The sequence below is a fragment of the Eisenbergiella massiliensis genome, assembly GCF_003435485.1.
Map to the genome: position 1 here is coordinate 224,904 of NZ_QVLV01000002.1, position 18,626 is coordinate 243,529.

Sequence of the window (18,626 nt, forward strand, 5' to 3'; positions counted from 1 at the left end):
TTTACAGAAGCAATTGCTGTTTTATGGAAATATATGTTGGTTAATGGAAAATAAAATGATAGTACTGATTGGCACAGGTAATAACCCGATGGTTGGCATGACCGCGGATTTTGCTGTCTCTATCGAAGAAACTGTAATTATGTCCGAAGAATTTACAGATTTTTCAAAAAAAAACCGTACCAACCATAAAAGGTCGGTACGGTCAATTATATATTTATGTCATTTACTTAGAACTTGCCAGCCTGAGCAGCCTCTTCAATACTAACAGCAACAGCCACGGTCATGCCGACCATCGGATTGTTACCTGCACCAATCAGACCCATCATCTCAACGTGAGCCGGAACAGAAGAAGAACCAGCGAACTGAGCGTCAGAGTGCATACGTCCCATGGTATCTGTCATACCGTAGGAAGCAGGGCCTGCTGCCATGTTATCGGGATGAAGTGTACGGCCTGTACCACCGCCGGAAGCAACGGAGAAGTATTTCTTACCCTGCTCGATGCATTCCTTCTTGTAGGTACCTGCAACGGGATGCTGGAATCTTGTGGGGTTGGTGGAGTTACCGGTAATGGAAACGTCAACACCTTCTTTGTGCATGATAGCAACGCCTTCACAAACATCGTTTGCACCGTAGCAGTTAACTTTTGCGCGAAGTCCTTCGGAATAGGATTTGCGGTATACTTCCTTTACAGTGTTGGTGTAAGGATCATATTCTGTCTCAACGAAAGTAAATCCGTTGATTCTGGAGATAATCTGAGCTGCATCTTTTCCAAGGCCGTTCAGGATAACTCTTAAGGGTTTCTTACGAACCTTGTTTGCTTTCTCTGCGATACCGATAGCGCCTTCAGCTGCTGCGAAGGACTCATGTCCAGCCAGGAAGCAGAAGCATTCGGTTTCTTCTTCAAGAAGCATCTTTCCAAGATTACCATGGCCAAGGCCTACTTTACGGGTATCAGCAACGGAACCGGGAATACAGAAAGCCTGAAGTCCTTCGCCGATTGCTGCAGCTGCGTCAGCTGCTCTCTTGCAGCCCTTCTTAATTGCAATTGCAGCGCCTACAATGTAAGCCCAGCAAGCATTTTCAAAGCAGATAGGCTGGATTTTCTTAACCTGGTCATATACGTCAAGTCCAGCGTCTTTTGTGATTTTTTCAGCTTCTTCAAGGGAAGCGATGCCGTAGCTGTTCAGTACGGCATTGATTTTATCAATACGTCTTTCATATGATTCAAATAAAGCCATTTTCGCTACCTCCTCTTATTCTTTTCTCGGATCGATGATCTTAACAGCATCAGCAACACGACCGTACTGACCTTTTGCTTTTTCATAAGCTGTGTTCGGATCGTCGCCCTGCTTGATAAAGTCTGTCATTTTTCCAAGGCTTACGAACTGGTAGCCGATAATCTGATCTTCTTCGTCAAGAGCGATGCCTGTTACATAGCCTTCTGCCATTTCCAGATAACGAGGGCCTTTCTTCAGGGTACCATACATAGTACCAACCTGGCTTCTTAAGCCCTTTCCAAGGTCTTCCAGGCCTGCACCTACAGGAAGTCCGTCTTCGGAGAACGCGCTCTGTGTTCTGCCGTAAGCGATCTGTAAGAACAGTTCTCTCATAGCTGTGTTGATAGCATCACATACAAGGTCTGTATTTAAAGCTTCCAGAACAGTTCTGCCCGGAAGGATCTCTGCTGCCATAGCTGCGGAGTGGGTCATACCGGAGCATCCGATTGTCTCAACCAAAGCTTCCTGGATAATACCTTCCTTAACGTTCAGGGTAAGCTTGCAGGCACCCTGCTGAGGAGCACACCAGCCAACACCGTGTGTCAGACCGGAAATGTCTTTTACTTCTTTGGATTTTACCCATTTTGCTTCTTCAGGGATCGGAGCACAGCCGTGAGCAACGCCTTGTGCTACTGGACACATTTCTTCAACTTCTTTTGAATAGATCATGTGAAAACTCCTTTCGATATGTAGATTGTATTAGCAAACAGTGCGGCGTCGTATGGTAAGGCGCCTTATTGATAACAAAATACCTCTGCGGCAAAAAGGCCGCAAAAATACCTGTCCCTAATCGCTCGTATTATTTTCTCATATTTCATCTTAAAAATCCAGCCTTTTTGAAAAAATTTGTCAAAGAATTGTCGAAGTGGTAAAAATAAGCGTATCCGATGCTTATGAAGGCTTCGGATACGCTTATAAAATCCACATTTCTGTTATCAGTTCAACATCATCCGGTCATAAACGACCGAACCAACTTTTCTGTTATCAGTTCAACATCATCCGGTCGCAAACGACCGAACCAACGTTATTGTTATCAGTTCAACATCATTCGGTCGTTGGCGAATTCTCCGCCGCTGGCCTGTTCGAATTTCTTCAGGAGGTCTGATACCTGAAGCTTCTTCTTCTCTTCTCCTGACACGTCATAGATAACTCTTCCTTCATGCATCATGATAAGGCGGTTTCCGTGAGCGATGGCATCCTTCATATTATGGGTAATCATCAGGGTTGTCAGGTGATCCCTGTCAACGATTTTTTCCGTGATATCCAGAACCTTTGCCGCTGTTTTCGGATCCAGCGCCGCCGTATGCTCGTCAAGGAGCAGAAGTCTGGGCTTTTTCAGGGTTGCCATAAGCAGGGTCAGCGCCTGGCGCTGGCCTCCGGAAAGGAGGCCGACCTTGCTGGTCATGCGGAATTCCAGTCCGAGCTCCAGAATTTTCAGCTGTTCCTGGTACTCTTCTCTTTCCTTCTGCGTAATTCCCAGCCTGAGGGTGCGGTGGCCTCCGCGGCGTGCCGCCAGGGCCAGATTCTCTTCTATCTGCATATTGGCGGCAGTGCCCGTCATCGGATCCTGAAACACGCGTCCCAGATATTTAGCCCGTTTATATTCCGGCAGCTTGGTCACATCGATGCCGTCAATGCTTATCGTACCCGCATCCGCATAAAAAACACCCGCCACTGCATTGAGCATCGTTGACTTTCCTGCACCGTTCCCGCCAATGACGGTCACAAAGTCTCCCTCCTGAAGCTCAAGGGAAAGGCCGTTCAGAGCTGTTTTTTCATTAATCGTACCTGCGTTGAAGGTTTTGGTAATATCTGTTAGCTTAAGCACGGGAAGCACCTCCTTTTTTTACCGTCTTTTTGGAATATCTGTCCTTCAGGTAAGGGATTGCCAGGAACAGAGCCACAACCAGGGCTGAGAACAGCTTCAGATCGTTGGAATTCAGGCCCAGCCACAGAACCACCTGCAGAACGATATAGTAGATAATTGCTCCCAGGGCCGCCGAAAACAGCTTGAAAGCAAAGTTCCCACGGACACGGCTGAAAATTACTTCACCGATAATAACAGCCGCCAGGCCGATAACGATAGCGCCCCGTCCCATATTTACATCCGCAAAGCCCTGATACTGGGCATAAAGCGCACTGGCAAAAGCAACGATTCCGTTGGAAAGCATAAGTCCCAGGATTTTACAGAAATCCGTATTGATTCCCTGTGCCCTGGACATATTCGGGTTGGAGCCGGTGGCGCGGATGGAGCATCCAAGCTCAGTACCGAAAAACCAGTAAAGTAAAGCGATCAGTACAATAAGAATTACGATACAAATCAGTATTGTATTTTTATAAAAAGGAACGCCCTTTATGTAGCGCAGTGAAACCAGCAGGGAATACTTATCCACGCTGACTGCCTGATTGGAGCTGTTGGCAAGAATTCTCAGGTTAATGGAATAAAGGCCGAGCTGGGTCAGTATTCCTGCAAGAATTGCCGGGATTCCCATGGCCGTATGAAAAATTCCCGTAACCAGTCCGGCAAGCGCCCCTGCCAGAACCGCGCATAAGAGGGAAAGGCCGATGGAATGTCCGCTTCGTATCATCATAATACAGACAGCGCCTCCGGTGGCCATTGTTCCATCCACTGTCAGGTCCGCCAGATCCAGTATCTTGTAGGTAATATAAACCCCGATTGCCATAATGCCCCAGATCAATCCCTGGGCGCAGGCGCCTGGCAGCGCGTTAAAGAGCGACATGATATTCACTTCATTTTACCTCCGCGTATCTTTTTAATTAAGCCTCTTTGGACTTTTCTTCATTTTTAGGGCTTTTACGTATTTTCACAGCCAAATATATATATTTATAACAGGAAAAAATATGATCTTCATCTCCAACTATAGAGTACGACAAAAAGCGGTAAAAAAGCAGGGCTTTTTTAACCGCTTCTGTACGTAAGGAACTAAAACTGTTCCCCAGTTCACCGCAGATGGCTGCGGGGATGTACTTTATGTTAGAAACATTGGTTATTCGGCTTTGATGGCAACATAGTCATCAGGCACTGTAATATTCAGTTCTTTGCAGATTGCTTCATTGTATTCCTTGGTTACATTGGGAGCGGATTCAATCGCCATGGTTGTAATATCCGCGCCGTTTACAAGAATATCCACTGCCATCTCGCCGGCTTTATATCCGATATCGTAATAGTTGATGGACAGGGTGGCCACGCCGCAGCCCTTGCAGATTCCTTCTTCACCGGCGATGACGGGAACGCCTGCGGGCAGACATACATTATTGATAACCTCTGTATTGGAAGCAGCCGTATTGTCTGTGGGGACATAGATTACATCACACTCTCCCGCCGCATTGGTGGTTACGGAAGCGATATCATTGGAGTCTGCGAAGGTGTAGGTCTTGCAGGTATATCCCAGCCCTTCCAGATGTTCCTGGATGGTGTTTGCCTGATATACGGAATTGGCTTCTGCAGAGCAGTAAAGCAGGCCGACAGTTTTGGCATCCGGGAAAAGCTCATTCAGCATGGCTGCCTGTTCCTTCAGGGGAGCCAGATCGGATGTTCCGGAGATATTCTTGCCGGTGGTTCCTGTCCACTCGTCAATTTCCAGCGCAGTCGCATAGTCTGTGATGGAGGTTCCAAGAATCGGAATGGTTCCGGTCCCTGCCGCTGCTGCCTGAAGGGAAGCTGTTGCATTTGCCAGAATCAGATCCACGTCTGCAGAAACAAACTGATTGATAATGGTTGCGCAGGTCGCGGAATCACCGGAAGCATTCTGCTCGTCAAATTCCACGTTATCCTCGCCAAGCTTTTCTATCATGGCTTCCTTGAAGCCCTTTGTTGCGGCGTCAAGCGCTTCGTGCTGCAAAAGCTGGCAGATACCGATCCTGTATACTTTATCCGAATCGGTCTGCGCTGCGGGCGCTTCACTGTCGGCTGCCGCCTGGCTTTCCGCAGGTGCCTGGACCGACTCCTGTACAGCCGGCTCCGAAGCCGTGGAAGCAGCATTCTGTGCACTGCTGCCGCAGCCGGCCAGCATGGCTGCCGTCATTGTTAAAACGGTTGCTACTGCTAATAACCTTTTCATAACTTTTTCCTCTTTTCTATGTATCTTTTACAGTTCGACGCTTTAGCGCGTGCAAGCATTAACGCGTCTAACAGTAACTATACACGAAAATAAGGCTTTCGTCAATAATAATTTCAATATTTCGTATATGGCCCGCAATATTTTGTAGCAGCTCATTTATTGAAGCTGTTATAAAATTTACCACTTATTCAAAAAAACTCATGTATTCCCCATAAAAATGGCAATCAAAAAAAGCGGGCAGATGCTCCACCCGCTTTTTTGATATATAAATATCCGGTTCATTCCATTGAAATTACTGTTTATCCGCCGTTTGCCAGTACTTACTGTCTGTCCGTACCAGCCTGTGTGCCGCGTTTTTCGGATATTTCCGTTCTGGTTTTATAAATGCTGTTGGCAGGTACAAAGCCCCTTACCATAGAGGTGGGATAAATATTGCTGTCCCTGCCGATTACCGTTCCAGGATTCAGGACGGAATTACAGCCGACCTCCACATTATCGCCCAGCATGGCGCCGAATTTCTTCAGGCCCGTATGGAATTCCTCTCCATTGCATCTGACTACAACGAGGGTTTTATCGCTCTTTACATTGGAGGTAATGGAACCGGCTCCCATGTGTGATTTAAAGCCGAGAATGCTGTCTCCCACATAATTATAATGGGGAACCTGCACCTTATTGAACAGGATTACATTTTTAAGCTCAGTGGAATTGCCTACCACGGCTCCTTTTCCAACGATGGCGCTGCCCCTGATAAAGGCACAGTGGCGGATCTCCGCTTCCTCGTCTACGATGGCCGGACCGTTGATATAAGCGGTAGGCGCAACTTTGGCAGATTTTGCAATCCACACATCCTCGCCGATTTTGTTGAATTTATCTGCAGGAAGCGTATTTCCCAGTTGTATGATAAAAGCCTTGATTTTCGGTAATGCCTCCCAGGGATAGGTAAGGCCCTCAAATAAAGGCGCTGCAATCGTTTCATTCAAGTTATACAGATTTATGATTTTACATTCTTCCATGTCTGCTCCTTACTGTGTCCGTGACACTTGCTGCCTGCTTACACGCTGCCTGCTGCCCCTTGGCCCGGTCAGGCTTCCTTCGCCTCCGGTTTCTTTCCGGCAGCCGCCCTGGAGGGCTGCTTCGTGTAATACTTTGAATTTTCCTCAAACTGCCTGTACAGAATCTGTTGATTGTTCAGCTGCTTCACGATGTTGGTTCTGCGTCCAACAAAATCGGTCAGCTTTTTCATATACTCCTGTGATGTAATCGTGCCGTCCGCTACCATGGTCAGGCCTTTTTCCCAGCTGGCCGTAAGTGCCGGATTCAGCAGAGGCCTGATGGAATCGGATACCACGTCATAAATCATTTCCCCCATCTGCGTGGGCGTGATGATCTGTGTTTTTTTATTCAGATCAAGATACTGGATGGATACCAGCTTCTTCAGGATCTCCGCCCTTGTGGCGCTGGTCCCGATACCGCTTCCCTTAATCTGGGCGCGAAGTTCGTCATCTTCAATGAACTGGCCGGCGTTTTCCATCGTCAGGATCATGGTTCCTGAATTATAGCGCTTTGGCGGAGATGTCTCCCCTTCCTTGATCTCCAGGCTCTCATTTACAAGCGGCGTGCCTTTTTTCAGCCCCTGGAGTATTTTCAGGAAGGCGGCATCGCATTTCACATCCTCCTGTGAGCCGTCTTTCTCCTCATTTCTGTTCTCTGCATTTGCAGGAACGTCTTCTTTTTTCCTGGAAAAAGAGAACTGGCTCACCTTCAGGTAGCCTTCCTCCGTCAGCACCCTGAAGCTGGCAAAAAAACGCTCTCCCTTCATAATACTGACCAGAGATACCTTCTGATATACCGCAGGCGGATAAAAAATACTTAAAAACCGTCTCACGATAATTTCATAAACCTTTGCGGCCGTGGCGGAAACGCTTTTCAGCGCCCCCAGTCCCTGTCCGGTAGGAATAATCGCATAGTGATCCGTAATCTGTTTATCATTGACGTATCTTGTTTTGGCAATTCCCTGATAGCTTTTGCTTTCCAGAATCTGCGCCGCAAAGGGGGCAACGGAACTGATTCCCCGAAGCCCGCTGATATTTTTGCTGATTTCCTTTGCAACAGCGGTGGAAAGCACACGGGCATCCGTTCTCGGATAGGTAGTCAGCTTTTTTTCATAAAGCTCCTGGACGATCCGCAGTGTCTCATCCGGGCTGATTTTAAAATATTTGGAGCAGTCATTCTGAAGCTCTGCCAGATTATACAAAAGCGGCGGATTCTTCTGTTCTTTCTTCCGCTCGATTTTATCCACAACGGGAATTTCCCTGGGCTCCTCCTCCAGGAAATTTATCAGCTTCTGCGCTTCTTCCTTATCCTTAAAGCCGTTTTCCTTATACAGTAAGGGCGACTGGAACCATCTGGAGCCTTCCACTGCCCTCCATTCTCCTTCAAAGCTGCGGCTGCCGTTCTCAGCGGCCGCCAAAGAAGCACTTGCCTGGTTGTCCTTCGCCTGGCAGGCAATGGAAAAGCGCCCGGTTACCCTGTAAAACGGCGTCTTCACAAACTGCCGGATTTCCCGCTCGCGGTTTACCACCATTCCCAGGACACAGGTCATTACCCGGCCTACGGAAATAACGGCCTTGTCTCTTTTCAGGTAGTTCTTCACCGGCGTGCCGTATTTCAGGGTCAGGACCCGGGAAAAATTGATGCCCATCAGATAATCTTCCTTGGCGCGCAGATAAGCCGCATCGCAAAGGCTGTCATAGGCAGAAAGATCCTTGGCTTCCCGGATGCCTCTGAGAATCTCTTCCTCTGTCTGGGAATCAATCCAGACCCGGCGGCGTTCCTTGCCATGGACGCCGGCCTGCCTTTCCACCAGACGGTAGATATATTCTCCCTCCCGTCCGGAGTCGGTACAGACATAAATTCTGGTGACATCGGCCCGGTTCAGCAGGCCGCTCACAATGTCAAACTGCTTCTGGACGCCGGGAATTACTTCATATTTATATTCCTCCGGAATAAAAGGCAGCGTTTTTAACGTCCACCTTTTTAATTCCGGGTCATAAGCATCCGGGTAGCTCATGGTTACCAGATGTCCGACACACCATGTGACGATGGCCTCGTTTGATTCCATGTAGCCGTCCCGGTTGCTCATATTGTATTTTAAAGCTTTTGCAAATTCGCGGGCAACACTGGGTTTTTCCGCAATAAATAAATCTTTGCCCAAATCATACCTCTTTTTTCAGGGCTTATTTTTTAGTAATATATCCCTGTGCTTTCAGCAGTTCCGCACACAGAACGGCTCCGCCTGCTGCTCCACGGACCGTATTATGGGAAAGTCCGATGAACTTCCAGTCATAAACCGTATCTTCACGGAGACGTCCCACGGAAATCCCCATGCCCTTTTCATAATCCACATCCAGGGAAACCTGCGGACGGTTATCTTCCTCCAGATACTGGATGAACTGCTTCGGCGCGCTGGGAAGCTCCAGCTCCTGAGGCAGGCCTTTGAAATTCACAAGCTTTTCAATCAGCTGCTCTTTGGTGGGCTTCTTGTTAAACTTCACGAAAACAGCGGCCGTATGTCCATTGAGTACGGGAACGCGGATACACTGGCAGGTGATCACCGGGCTTGTCGCCGGAACGATGACGCCGTCTTCAATTTTACCCCAGATACGGAGAGGTTCTTTTTCACTCTTTTCTTCTTCTCCGCCAATATAGGGAATGATGTTTCCAACCATCTCCGGCCAGTCCTTAAAGGTCTTTCCGGCGCCGGAAATCGCCTGATAGGTGGTGGCTACCACTTCTGTAGGCTCGAATTCCTTCCAGGCGGTCAGCACGGGGGCATAGCTCTGGATGGAGCAGTTGGGCTTTACGGCAACAAAGCCTCTTGTGGTTCCCAGGCGCTTCTTCTGGAAATCTATTACCTTCATGTGCTCCGGATTGATTTCCGGCACTACCATGGGAACATCCGGGGTCCAGCGGTGTGCGCTGTTGTTGGATACCACAGGGGTTTCCGTTTTCGCATATTCCTCTTCAATCTTCTTGATCTCTTCCTTTGTCATATCAACGGCGCTGAAAACAAAATCCACCTGAGCGGCAACCTTTTCCACTTCGTTGACATTCATAACCACGATTTTCTTAACCGCTTCCGGCATGGGAGTGGTCATTTTCCATCTGTCACCCACGGCATCCTCATAAGTTTTGCCTGCGGATCTGGGACTTGCAGCAATTGTGGTCACTTCAAACCAGGGATGATTCTCCAGCAGGGATATAAAACGCTGTCCCACCATACCTGTTCCGCCTAAAATACCTACCTTCAGTTTCTCACTCATTTTTTCTCTCCTCATCTTTCTTCTATATATATTCTAAATGTAACTGTTTAGGACGGTGTATCTTCTTAAATGTGGTTTAAGAATGCCATTCTTCCTTCAGGTATTCCCTGTTAACACGGATGACTTCCTTCATGGCCTCCATACCTGGCGCTCCCAGTGTCAGCCTTTTTTCCACGCAGGTTTTCAGTGATACCGCATCGAAAATATCTTCCTCAAATACAGGGCTGACGTTTTTGAGTTCCTCCAGGCTTAAGCTGTCAATGCTGGTATTCTTCTCAATGCAGTACAGCACCAGCCTGCCGATAATGCCGTGGGCATCCCGGAAGGGCACGCCTTTTCCCACAAGATAATCGGCGGCGTCCGTGGCATTGGTGAAGCCGTTTACCGCGCTCTTTTCCATGACGGCTTTGTTAAAGCGCATGGTCTTTACCATTCCGTTAAAAAGGATCAGGCAGTTCTTTACTGTATCTATGGCGTCAAAGGTCAGTTCCTTGTCTTCCTGCATGTCTTTGTTATAGGCGAGAGGAATTCCCTTCATTGTTGTCAGAATAGAAACAAGCGCTCCGTAAACACGTCCAGTCTTGCCTCTTGTCAGCTCAGCAATGTCCGGATTCTTCTTCTGCGGCATGATGCTGCTGCCGGTGGAATAGGCGTCGTCGATCTCCACAAATCGATATTCATTGGAGTTCCAGGTGATTATCTCCTCCGAAAAACGGCTTAAGTGCATCATCACCGTGGAAAGCGCTGATAAAAACTCTATCAGATAGTCTCTGTCGGAAACGGAATCCATGCTGTTTAACGTAGGACCCGCGAACCCCAGCAGGGAAGCCGTAATACTGCGATCCAGCGGATAGGTGGTACCCGCCAGAGCGCCGGCTCCCAGAGGGCAGTAATTCATGCGCGCATAAATATCCTTCATCCGAAGCCTGTCTCTTTTAAACATTTCAAAGTAAGCTCCCAGATGGTGTGCCAGCGTGGTAGGCTGCGCCTTCTGCATATGGGTGAAGCCTGGCATATAGGTATCCAGGTTCTCTTCCATCAGCGTTATCAGCGTTTCCAGCAGGTCCTTCAGGCAGCCGTCGATTTCCAGCAGCTCCTGACGCACATACAGCCTCATATCCAGAGCTACCTGATCGTTGCGGCTCCTTCCGGTGTGAAGCTTCTTTCCGGCATCCCCGATCCGGTCAATCAGGTTTGCTTCCACAAAGCTGTGGATATCCTCATATTCTTCGGTAATCACAAGACGTCCCTCTTCCACATCCCTGCGGATGCCGGTCAGGCCCTCCGTGATTGCTTCCTTCTCTTCCTCCGTCAGGATTCCCTGCTCCTTAAGCATCGCCGCATGGGCAATGCTTCCTTCAATATCCTGTGCGAAAAACCTTTTGTCAAAATTAATAGACGCATTGAACTGATATGCCAGCCTGTCCGTTTCCTTGGTAAAACGTCCGCCCCAGAGCTGTGCCATAAACATCCTCCATTCCGCCAAAAATCCGGCCTTTTATTCGATAAAAAATGACCTTAAAAATCAATTTAAAAATGATACTACCATAAAATGAACTTTATTGCAATAAAGTTTTCTTATCAAACGCCAGTATCTTCCGCAGACAGACAAAAAGCACCAGACCTGATGCCACAGTAAAGACAGCGGCCGCACTCCGGCGATTCCATAGCTGATTATTCTCCTCTCCCAGCGTCATTGCCACAGAAGCCAGATTGGACACGGCATGGACCAGAAACGCCGCCAAAAAACCGCCGCATTTTTCATAGGCCGCCGCCAGCACAAGCCCCAGTCCCGCCGCGTAGATCGCCTGAACCGGCCGAAGGTGGTAAATTCCGAAAAAAAGGGCGGTTATCAAAGCAGCCGCTCCAAAGCCCACTTCCTCCCGGAGCCTGCCGTATCCCAGCTCACGGAAAACCAGCTCCTCCGCAAAAGGAATCAGGAGACAGGAAAGCAGCAGCTGTTCCCAAACTGCGCTGCCGTAGATAAGCTCCGCCATCCCGTCATACATTCCGGACGCGCTTTCCAGCCCGGTGAGAATCAATAAGCCGTTAAGCGTAATGCATACCGAGATCCCCGCAGGGATGAGAAGCCAACCGCAGCCCAGGGCCTTTCCTCCCCAAAACAGCCTGTCCGTCAGGCCCTTTCCTTTTTGCAAACGTTCCCAGGCGAGCAGGGTAAGGATTGCTGCAGCAGCGCCAATCCCCGTCACCTCCAGCACGGAAAAACTGTGGGGACAGGAGAATGCAGCAGCTCCCAATGCCGCCAGGAACCATAGAAAAGGCCATAACAACCCCCACATAAGCTTCAAGCCCCGCATATATGCAGTCCCCCTTACATAAGCCGACAAAAAGCTGGCTTTTTCTTTTTATTTTACCATTTTTCCCTGTTTTCTTCCACTCGAAAAATACCGGGAAGGAACCATTTCCCCCCGGTTTCATATGATATGTTATATAACTGACCGGACCTGGATTGCCGCTGTGGGACCTGCCGCTTCCTTTCCCGGCCAGATTGGAGGATTGACATGGAAGATATCATACTCTCATTGAAAAATATAGCATTCTCCTATCACAGCCTGAATGGAGAAATAAAAGCACTCAACAATATATCCTTTTCGGTCAAAACCGGAGAATTCCTGGCCATCGTCGGTCCCAGCGGCTGCGGAAAATCCACGATTTTATCACTTATTGCCGGATTGCTTCAGCCTGAATCCGGCGATATTACTTTTTATACAAAGGATCCTCAGGACAAAAAGCCCGGCATCGGGTATATGCTTCAGCACGACCACCTGTTTGAATGGCGGGATATTTATAAAAACGTTATGCTGGGCCTGGAGATCAATAAGCAGATGACGCCTGAGAAGAAGGAAAAGGTTCTTGCCATGGTGGATGATTACGGGCTTACACCGTTCCTTCACAAGAAGCCCAGCGAGCTTTCAGGGGGGCTGAAGCAGCGTGCCGCACTGGTGCGCACCCTGGCTTTGGAGCCGGAAATACTGCTGCTTGACGAACCCTTCAGCGCCCTGGATTACCAGACGCGCCTGACCGTATCGGCTGATATCTGCCGCATTATACGTTCCGCCGGGAAAACAGCCATCCTGATCACTCATGATCTTTCAGAAGCCGTCAGCCTCGCAGAACGAGTCATTGTACTGAGCAACCGGCCCGCCCGGGTTAAGGCGGAAATTCCCATCCATCTGACCCTGAAGGACGACTCTCCGCTGGCCTCCAGAAATGCGCCTGAATTCAAGGATTATTTTAATCTGCTATGGGAGGAACTGACAGATGAATCATAAAAATAAAATGAAAAATATGACTCCGGCAGAGCTTTCCGCGTCTGCCCAGGAGCGTTTTGTTGCTGATCACAGAAGGCACCACAGAATGGTAACCTTCATGCGTTTTTTTATCCTGCTTGTATTCCTGGCTGTCTGGGAGCTGTGCGCTGATTTGAAAATCATCGACTCCTTTTTCTTTTCCAGTCCCAGCCGGGTGGTTACCTGTTTTATTACTATGCTGCAGAAGAACTCCTTATGCATGCATATTGGAGTAACGCTGTATGAAACCATTTTAAGCTTTCTGCTGGTATTCGGCTTCAGCATGCTGTGCGCCACCCTGCTGTGGTATTCCTCCAGGCTGACGGAAATTCTGGAGCCTTATCTGGTGGTGCTTAACAGCCTTCCCAAATCCGCCCTGGCGCCGCTTCTTATCGTATGGCTGGGAACCGGAATGAATACGATTATCGTGGCCGGTATTTCCGTTGCTATCTTCGGCGCCATTATCAATCTTTACACCGGCTTCCGTCAGGTGGATGAGGAAAAAATCAAACTGATTTACACCCTGGGCGGGAACCGGAGGGATACACTTTTTAAGGTGGTGCTTCCCGGTTCCATTCCTATTATTTTGAGCACCATGAAGGTGAATATCGGTCTTGCCCTTGTGGGTGTAATCATCGGGGAATTCCTGGCGGCAAGAAGAGGGCTTGGGTATCTGATCATTTATGGAAGCCAGGTCTTCCAGCTGAATATGGTAATTACTTCTATTATTATACTCTGTATTATTGCCATGGGACTTTATCAGATGATTCAGTGGCTGGAGCATTATTATAAAAAGAAATGATAAAAGAAAGGCCGTACAGCTTTGGTGTGCTGTATGGCCTTTCCTGTATTTTTCGCCGGATGCATTTTCAGGACGGATTTTCCTTCGCTGCAAACCTACATAAAATTTTTCCCTTCGCTGTAAAGCTGTACAAAAATGAGCTTTCTAAAGCCTGGTGTCCCACCTGCCGCAGAATACATTTTCCTGGTAACGTCCTTTGAATTCTGATTTTCCCATAATCTTTTCTATCGCGGCTTCCATAACTGTTTCGGAATCAAGATAGGCGTTGATATAGGTCCTGGCCATCGGTACATCAATGAGGTGGTTGGGAAAGCCAAGCGATAAAAAGATGGTGGGGATCTGTGAGACATACCAGGGCTGATCCGCAGGTGAGGCCCATTTGACACGCATCGAATTATACTGGGCAAAGCCTGTCACATGGAGGGCGACAATGCAGGCATCGTATTTTGCCTGGAAATCCTCCATTTTCCCTTTTCCCTGAGGCGTCTGGGCATCCACCTGGAAGCCCTGCTGCTGTAGCAGGCGGATCAGCTGTTCTTTTACTTTCTCACTGTTGTCCTTGATCAGCTTGCCGGCCACCACCATGCCTTCTCCGCCGCCGATAAATACAAGCTTCAGCCGCCTGCTTTTTTCAGGGGTCAGCGGAAGGATGCTTTGGGTATCCTTTACCAGTGTAATGAACTGATCCGCAGCCTTTTTCGCTATCCAGCGGTGTTCCCTGCAGCCCACAACCTCCAACGCTTCCCTGGGAGGCATAAGGGTGCCTTCCGCCTGCTTACGGTGGAGGCCGATGGCTGCTTTTACGCCCAGGATCCTGTAAAGCGCATCCTTCAGCCTTTCTTCCGTGATGATACCGCTGCGATAGCCCTCCAGCATATAGCCGAAGTCTTCTTCGGGATCATTAAAAAAGAGGAAGCAGTCACAGCCTGCGGCAATTGCCCTCGGCACCTGTTCCTTTCTCGGCATGGCGGCGAACATGCCTATCATATGGGACGCATCTGTTACCACCAGGCCATGGAACTGCATTTTTTCCTTTAAAAGCCCGGTAATAAGCTCAGGCGACAGTGTGGCCGGTAAAATCTCTTCATTTTTCAGGCCGGGATGGAGTTCCCTTTGGTAGGAAGGCAGGGCAATGTGGCCTGCCATAATAGTCATTACACCGTCGTCTATCAGTTCCTGGTATACTCTGCCGAAGGTATTGTCCCACTGCGTACAGGAAAGATCATTGATACCCATAAGCAGATGCTGATCGTTCTCTTCCGTCCCATCTCCGGGAAAATGCTTGCAGCAGGTAGCGAAGCCTTTTTCCTTTGCGCCGCGCATAAAGGCCTTTGCATAACGTATGGTATCCTCCGGGCTGTCATTGAAGGCCCTTGTCTGCACAATGGTATTTCTCCAGTTAAAAAGCAGATCCACAACCGGGGCAAAATTCCAGTTGCAGCCCACGGCGGCGGATTCGGAAGCGCCTACACAGGACATTTCATAGGCCAGCTCCTCAGAATCCGCTGCGGCGACCGCAGCTCCGTTGGCAACCGCGGTCCCGCCCTCAATTCCGCCATTTCCTCCGGCTTCACAGTTGGAGGCTATTAAAAGAGGAATTTTTGAATTTCCCTGAAGTATCCGGTTCTGTTCATACAGTTCTTCCTTAGGCGCATTGTGATAACGGATTGCTCCCACATGGAAACGGTCAAGAACCGATTTCATGACTGCTGGATCGCGGTTAGTTACCATATATACAAACAGCTGGCCGATTTTTTCCTCTGTGGTCATGCCGGCTATGGTTTCCTCCACCCATTTAATATCTTCCTCTTTCAGGTAGAAGGGTTTTTCTTTCAAATTTACCATGTTTCCTTTATCCTTTCATAACTGCGCAGCAATTTCACAGTTACATCCTTTCCATATTATGCTTTGCCTTTCAGATTGTCATGAAACAGGGCTGTCAGTTCTTCCTGGTACGTCCCGGCATAGCTCCCCTGCAGGAATTTGGGCAGCGCCTGCGTGCGAAAGCGTTCCCAGCTGGCCGTTTCCTGTTTTACAAGAACAGGGTAAAAAAGTACGTTGTTTGCCAGGGCCGCTTTTTCGTCCCCGGGGGCATCTCCCAGCATCAGGACATTTTCCGGAAAATATCCTTTTTTTATGAGTTCGCCGATACAGAAGGCTTTGGAACCGTCATCCTGCGTGAGGAGGACATCCGTCATGGGGGCAAGCCCGCAGCGCTGCCATTCTTCTTCCACCGCTTTTTTGTTGGCAGAAGATACGACGGCGATATCTGCTTCCCTGTGAGCCGCCTCCAGCGCTTCTTTTACTCCGGGAAAGGGCTGAAGCTCGTCCAGAGGCAGGGCTGCAATCTGTTCGTTTACCTTTCGCGACCAGGAAAGTGCTTTTTCCAGTATTTGAATTTCTTTCTGGTCTTCTTTTTCCCTGCTGTCCGCGATTTCCTTTTCCAGCGCCCTGTTGGAAAGCTCGTGTGAAGAAGCGGTCCATGAAAGCAGCCTGTCAATTCCAGGAATATGCCGATAGCTGCGGTCCGCTTCCTCCAGGGCTATCGAAAGCCCCTGGAAACGGTTGATTCCACGGGTCATGGAATACAGATTCGTGTTGTTCCAGCGTTGAAGGATTTCTTCCTGCCAGGGGGTAAGGGACCACTCTTCCACCATGGCAGGCCCGAAGCACCGAAAATGCTTGATATCCATGGTATCCATAGCACAGCCGTCGGAATCTACACAGATGAGATGGGAATGTTTGGAGGTGAGATGCATGTTTGTGTCCTTTCCCGGACATTGTCCGCATGCCTCTGCTTTAAAAAGCAGAAGCTTTCGTATTTAATATTTCCAGCAGGAAACGGAAATATGCTGAAACTGCGGTTTTTCCAGTCCCGGCCGTTTTACGAAAACATTATGGGAAACTATCGGATACCCCAACAGAAAATATACAAACAGAATGTTCTGAAAGTGTTTTTTAATTAGTTTACTGACAATATGTCATGGCTTCTCACAACCTGTATCCATATTGGCACTTTTCTTTGCACATTCTGCTTCATTTACTGTAGCACTATGGAGTTTTTTCAGAAATTTTGCTATTCTTATGCCATAATTATTAATATAGGGGGATTATATATGAGCGACACAAAATTCACTTTACTTACAGTCAGCTCTCTGGATAAAATTTTTCCGGATGAGCCGTTCCAGCCGCAGACTCCATGTACCGGCGCCGCCATGTTTCTGAATGAGCGTTTTTCTTTTCAGGCCGCCTATTGCCTGGAAGGCCCGCAGATTCTTCACGCAAACGTGGCGCTGTCTGGTTCCCTGAAGGATGAAGTTGTATTCAGACAGACGGGGCTTGTACCCAGTGAGCTTCCGATTTTTCCGGAGGCGGATGATTTTCTACTGCGTACCACGCCCGGACTGTATCCGGATCCTCTCTATCCGGTAAAGGAGCCTCTCACGTTGATACCCGGACAATGGCGTGGCCTGTGGTTTACGGTTCCGGCAGAATGTACGCTTCCGGCAGGAAGCTATGATCTTACTATCACCTTTACCTGTGATGATGGAGCTGTTCTCGGGAGCTGTACCTTTACTGTGGAACGTCTGGATGCCTGTCTTCCGGAGCAGACGCTGCTTCATACGGAATGGTTCCATACAGACTGTATTGCTGACTGGTACAAAACTCCTGTTTTCAGTGAAGAATACTGGACGCTTGTGGAAAAATACATGAAGGAAGCTGCAAAATATGGTATCAACATGCTTCTGACGCCTCTTTTCACCCCTCCGCTGGATACGGCTCCGGGAGGAGAACGCACAACGGTGCAGCTGATAGATGTATCTCTTTCGGACGGTACCTATACCTTTAATTTCGAAAAACTGGAACGCTGGCTTTCCCTTTGCGAACGCAGCGGTATCCGTTATATGGAGTTCTCCCATCTTTTCACACAGTGGGGAGCAGGACATGCGCCTAAAATTATGGCAAAGGTTGCAAACACAGGGGAAGGGATGCAGGGAAAAGAGACGGTAAAGCAGATATTCGGCTGGGCTACGGATGCGGCGAGTGATGAGTACAGGGAATTTCTGGAAGCATTCCTGCCTGGGCTGATGGAATTCATTGATGGGCATCAGCTGCGCGGGCGCTGCTATTTCCATGTTTCAGACGAGCCCTCCAGGCAGCATATTCCCGCCTACCTGTATGCGAAAAAGCTTCTGGAGTCCCAGATTGACGGCCTTCCCATTATGGATGCGCTGTCGGACTATGAATTTTATGCCCAGGGGCTGGTGGGTGTTCCTGTATGCAGTAATAACCATATTGAACCATTTCTGGAGAATAAGGTTCCCGGCCTTTGGACCTACTATTGCTGCGGGCAGTATCAGGAGGTGTCCAACCGCTTCTTCTGTATGCCGTCACAGAGAAACAGGATTCTCGGTATCCAGCTTTATAAATTCAGTATCCGGGGCTTTTTGCAGTGGGGCTTTAATTTCTGGAATGCTTCGCTTTCCCGCTACCGCATTAATCCTTACTGCGTTACCGACGCTGCCTGCGCATTTCCTTCCGGCGATGCCTTCCTTGTTTATCCGGGCGAGGACGGCCCGGTGGCTTCCATACGGGCTGAGGTGCTGATGGAGGGGCTTCAGGATATGAGGGTTCTGCAGCTGCTGGAAGAGCTGACCGACAGGGATACGGTTATTGCCCTTATGGAGGATGGCCTGGATACACCCGTTACCTTCAAGCAGTATCCGCGCGAAGCCTCCTGGCTGCTTTCTTTCAGGGAAAAATGCAACCGGGAAATTATCAGGCTTCTTTCTCAGAAATAAAACTTGCAGGGGGAACGGCCAAGAGGCTGT

15 protein-coding genes are annotated in these 18,626 nt (G+C 48.9%); 3 read left to right on the forward strand and 12 right to left on the reverse strand.

Going from position 1 to position 18,626, the window contains the following annotated elements:
- Positions 1–227 precede the first annotated feature (227 nt).
- The 10 genes from DXC51_RS03575 to DXC51_RS03620 all read right to left on the reverse strand — a co-directional run bounded on the left by DXC51_RS03575 (position 228) and on the right by DXC51_RS03620 (position 11,999).
- On the reverse strand, positions 228–1,238 hold the full coding sequence (locus DXC51_RS03575; protein ID WP_021635823.1) for a GGGtGRT protein: 1,011 nt from the start codon (positions 1,236–1,238) through the stop codon (positions 228–230).
- 15 nt (positions 1,239–1,253) lie between these two features.
- On the reverse strand, positions 1,254–1,946 hold the full coding sequence (locus tag DXC51_RS03580) for an iron-sulfur cluster assembly scaffold protein (protein WP_021635824.1): 693 nt from the start codon (positions 1,944–1,946) through the stop codon (positions 1,254–1,256).
- A 364-nt stretch (positions 1,947–2,310) separates the two neighbouring features.
- Positions 2,311–3,105 carry an ABC transporter ATP-binding protein gene (locus DXC51_RS03585; protein WP_021635826.1) on the reverse strand — a complete coding sequence of 265 codons (795 nt, stop codon included), beginning with the start codon at positions 3,103–3,105 and terminating at the stop codon, positions 2,311–2,313.
- Positions 3,098–4,027, reverse strand: a complete 930-nt coding sequence (locus tag DXC51_RS03590; protein WP_025489791.1) for an ABC transporter permease — start codon at positions 4,025–4,027, stop codon at positions 3,098–3,100. Before DXC51_RS03590 ends, DXC51_RS03585 begins: the two co-directional genes overlap by 8 nt.
- A gap of 258 nt (positions 4,028–4,285) precedes the next feature.
- Positions 4,286–5,359 (reverse strand): ABC transporter substrate-binding protein, encoded by a 1,074-nt coding sequence (locus tag DXC51_RS03595; protein WP_021635828.1) that lies wholly within the window; start codon positions 5,357–5,359, stop codon positions 4,286–4,288.
- Between the two features lie 320 nt (positions 5,360–5,679).
- Complete coding sequence (locus DXC51_RS03600) at positions 5,680–6,372, reverse strand: acyltransferase (protein ID WP_102288956.1); 693 nt, start codon at positions 6,370–6,372, stop codon at positions 5,680–5,682.
- A 68-nt stretch (positions 6,373–6,440) separates the two neighbouring features.
- A complete protein-coding gene (locus tag DXC51_RS03605; RefSeq protein ID WP_117530519.1) occupies positions 6,441–8,573 on the reverse strand; it encodes a DNA topoisomerase in 2,133 nt (710 codons plus the stop codon).
- 22 nt (positions 8,574–8,595) lie between these two features.
- On the reverse strand, positions 8,596–9,681 hold the full coding sequence (gene asd / locus DXC51_RS03610) for an aspartate-semialdehyde dehydrogenase (RefSeq protein WP_025489787.1): 1,086 nt from the start codon (positions 9,679–9,681) through the stop codon (positions 8,596–8,598).
- 76 nt (positions 9,682–9,757) lie between these two features.
- On the reverse strand, positions 9,758–11,146 hold the full coding sequence (argH, locus tag DXC51_RS03615; protein WP_117530520.1) for an argininosuccinate lyase: 1,389 nt from the start codon (positions 11,144–11,146) through the stop codon (positions 9,758–9,760).
- 94 nt (positions 11,147–11,240) lie between these two features.
- Positions 11,241–11,999 (reverse strand): CPBP family intramembrane glutamic endopeptidase, encoded by a 759-nt coding sequence (locus DXC51_RS03620; RefSeq protein WP_117530521.1) that lies wholly within the window; start codon positions 11,997–11,999, stop codon positions 11,241–11,243.
- A 204-nt stretch (positions 12,000–12,203) separates the two neighbouring features.
- Here DXC51_RS03620 and DXC51_RS03625 point away from each other — a divergent pair, with 204 nt between their 5' ends.
- Both DXC51_RS03625 and DXC51_RS03630 read left to right on the forward strand, forming a co-directional pair.
- Complete coding sequence (locus DXC51_RS03625) at positions 12,204–12,974, forward strand: ABC transporter ATP-binding protein (RefSeq protein WP_021635835.1); 771 nt, start codon at positions 12,204–12,206, stop codon at positions 12,972–12,974.
- Positions 12,964–13,794, forward strand: a complete 831-nt coding sequence (locus DXC51_RS03630; protein WP_180998253.1) for an ABC transporter permease — start codon at positions 12,964–12,966, stop codon at positions 13,792–13,794. Before DXC51_RS03625 ends, DXC51_RS03630 begins: the two co-directional genes overlap by 11 nt.
- 144 nt (positions 13,795–13,938) lie before the next feature.
- Here the strand turns inward: DXC51_RS03630 and DXC51_RS03635 are convergent, their stop codons facing one another.
- Both DXC51_RS03635 and DXC51_RS03640 read right to left on the reverse strand, forming a co-directional pair.
- Positions 13,939–15,639, reverse strand: a complete 1,701-nt coding sequence (locus tag DXC51_RS03635) for a glycoside hydrolase family 3 protein (RefSeq protein WP_117530522.1) — start codon at positions 15,637–15,639, stop codon at positions 13,939–13,941.
- Between the two features lie 56 nt (positions 15,640–15,695).
- Complete coding sequence (locus DXC51_RS03640; protein ID WP_025489780.1) at positions 15,696–16,553, reverse strand: HAD family hydrolase; 858 nt, start codon at positions 16,551–16,553, stop codon at positions 15,696–15,698.
- A 357-nt stretch (positions 16,554–16,910) separates the two neighbouring features.
- On the opposite strand from DXC51_RS03640, the gene DXC51_RS03650 reads away from it, so the two are divergent.
- Positions 16,911–18,596 (forward strand): DUF4091 domain-containing protein, encoded by a 1,686-nt coding sequence (locus DXC51_RS03650; protein WP_117530523.1) that lies wholly within the window; start codon positions 16,911–16,913, stop codon positions 18,594–18,596.
- The last annotated feature ends 30 nt before the right edge of the window (positions 18,597–18,626 follow it).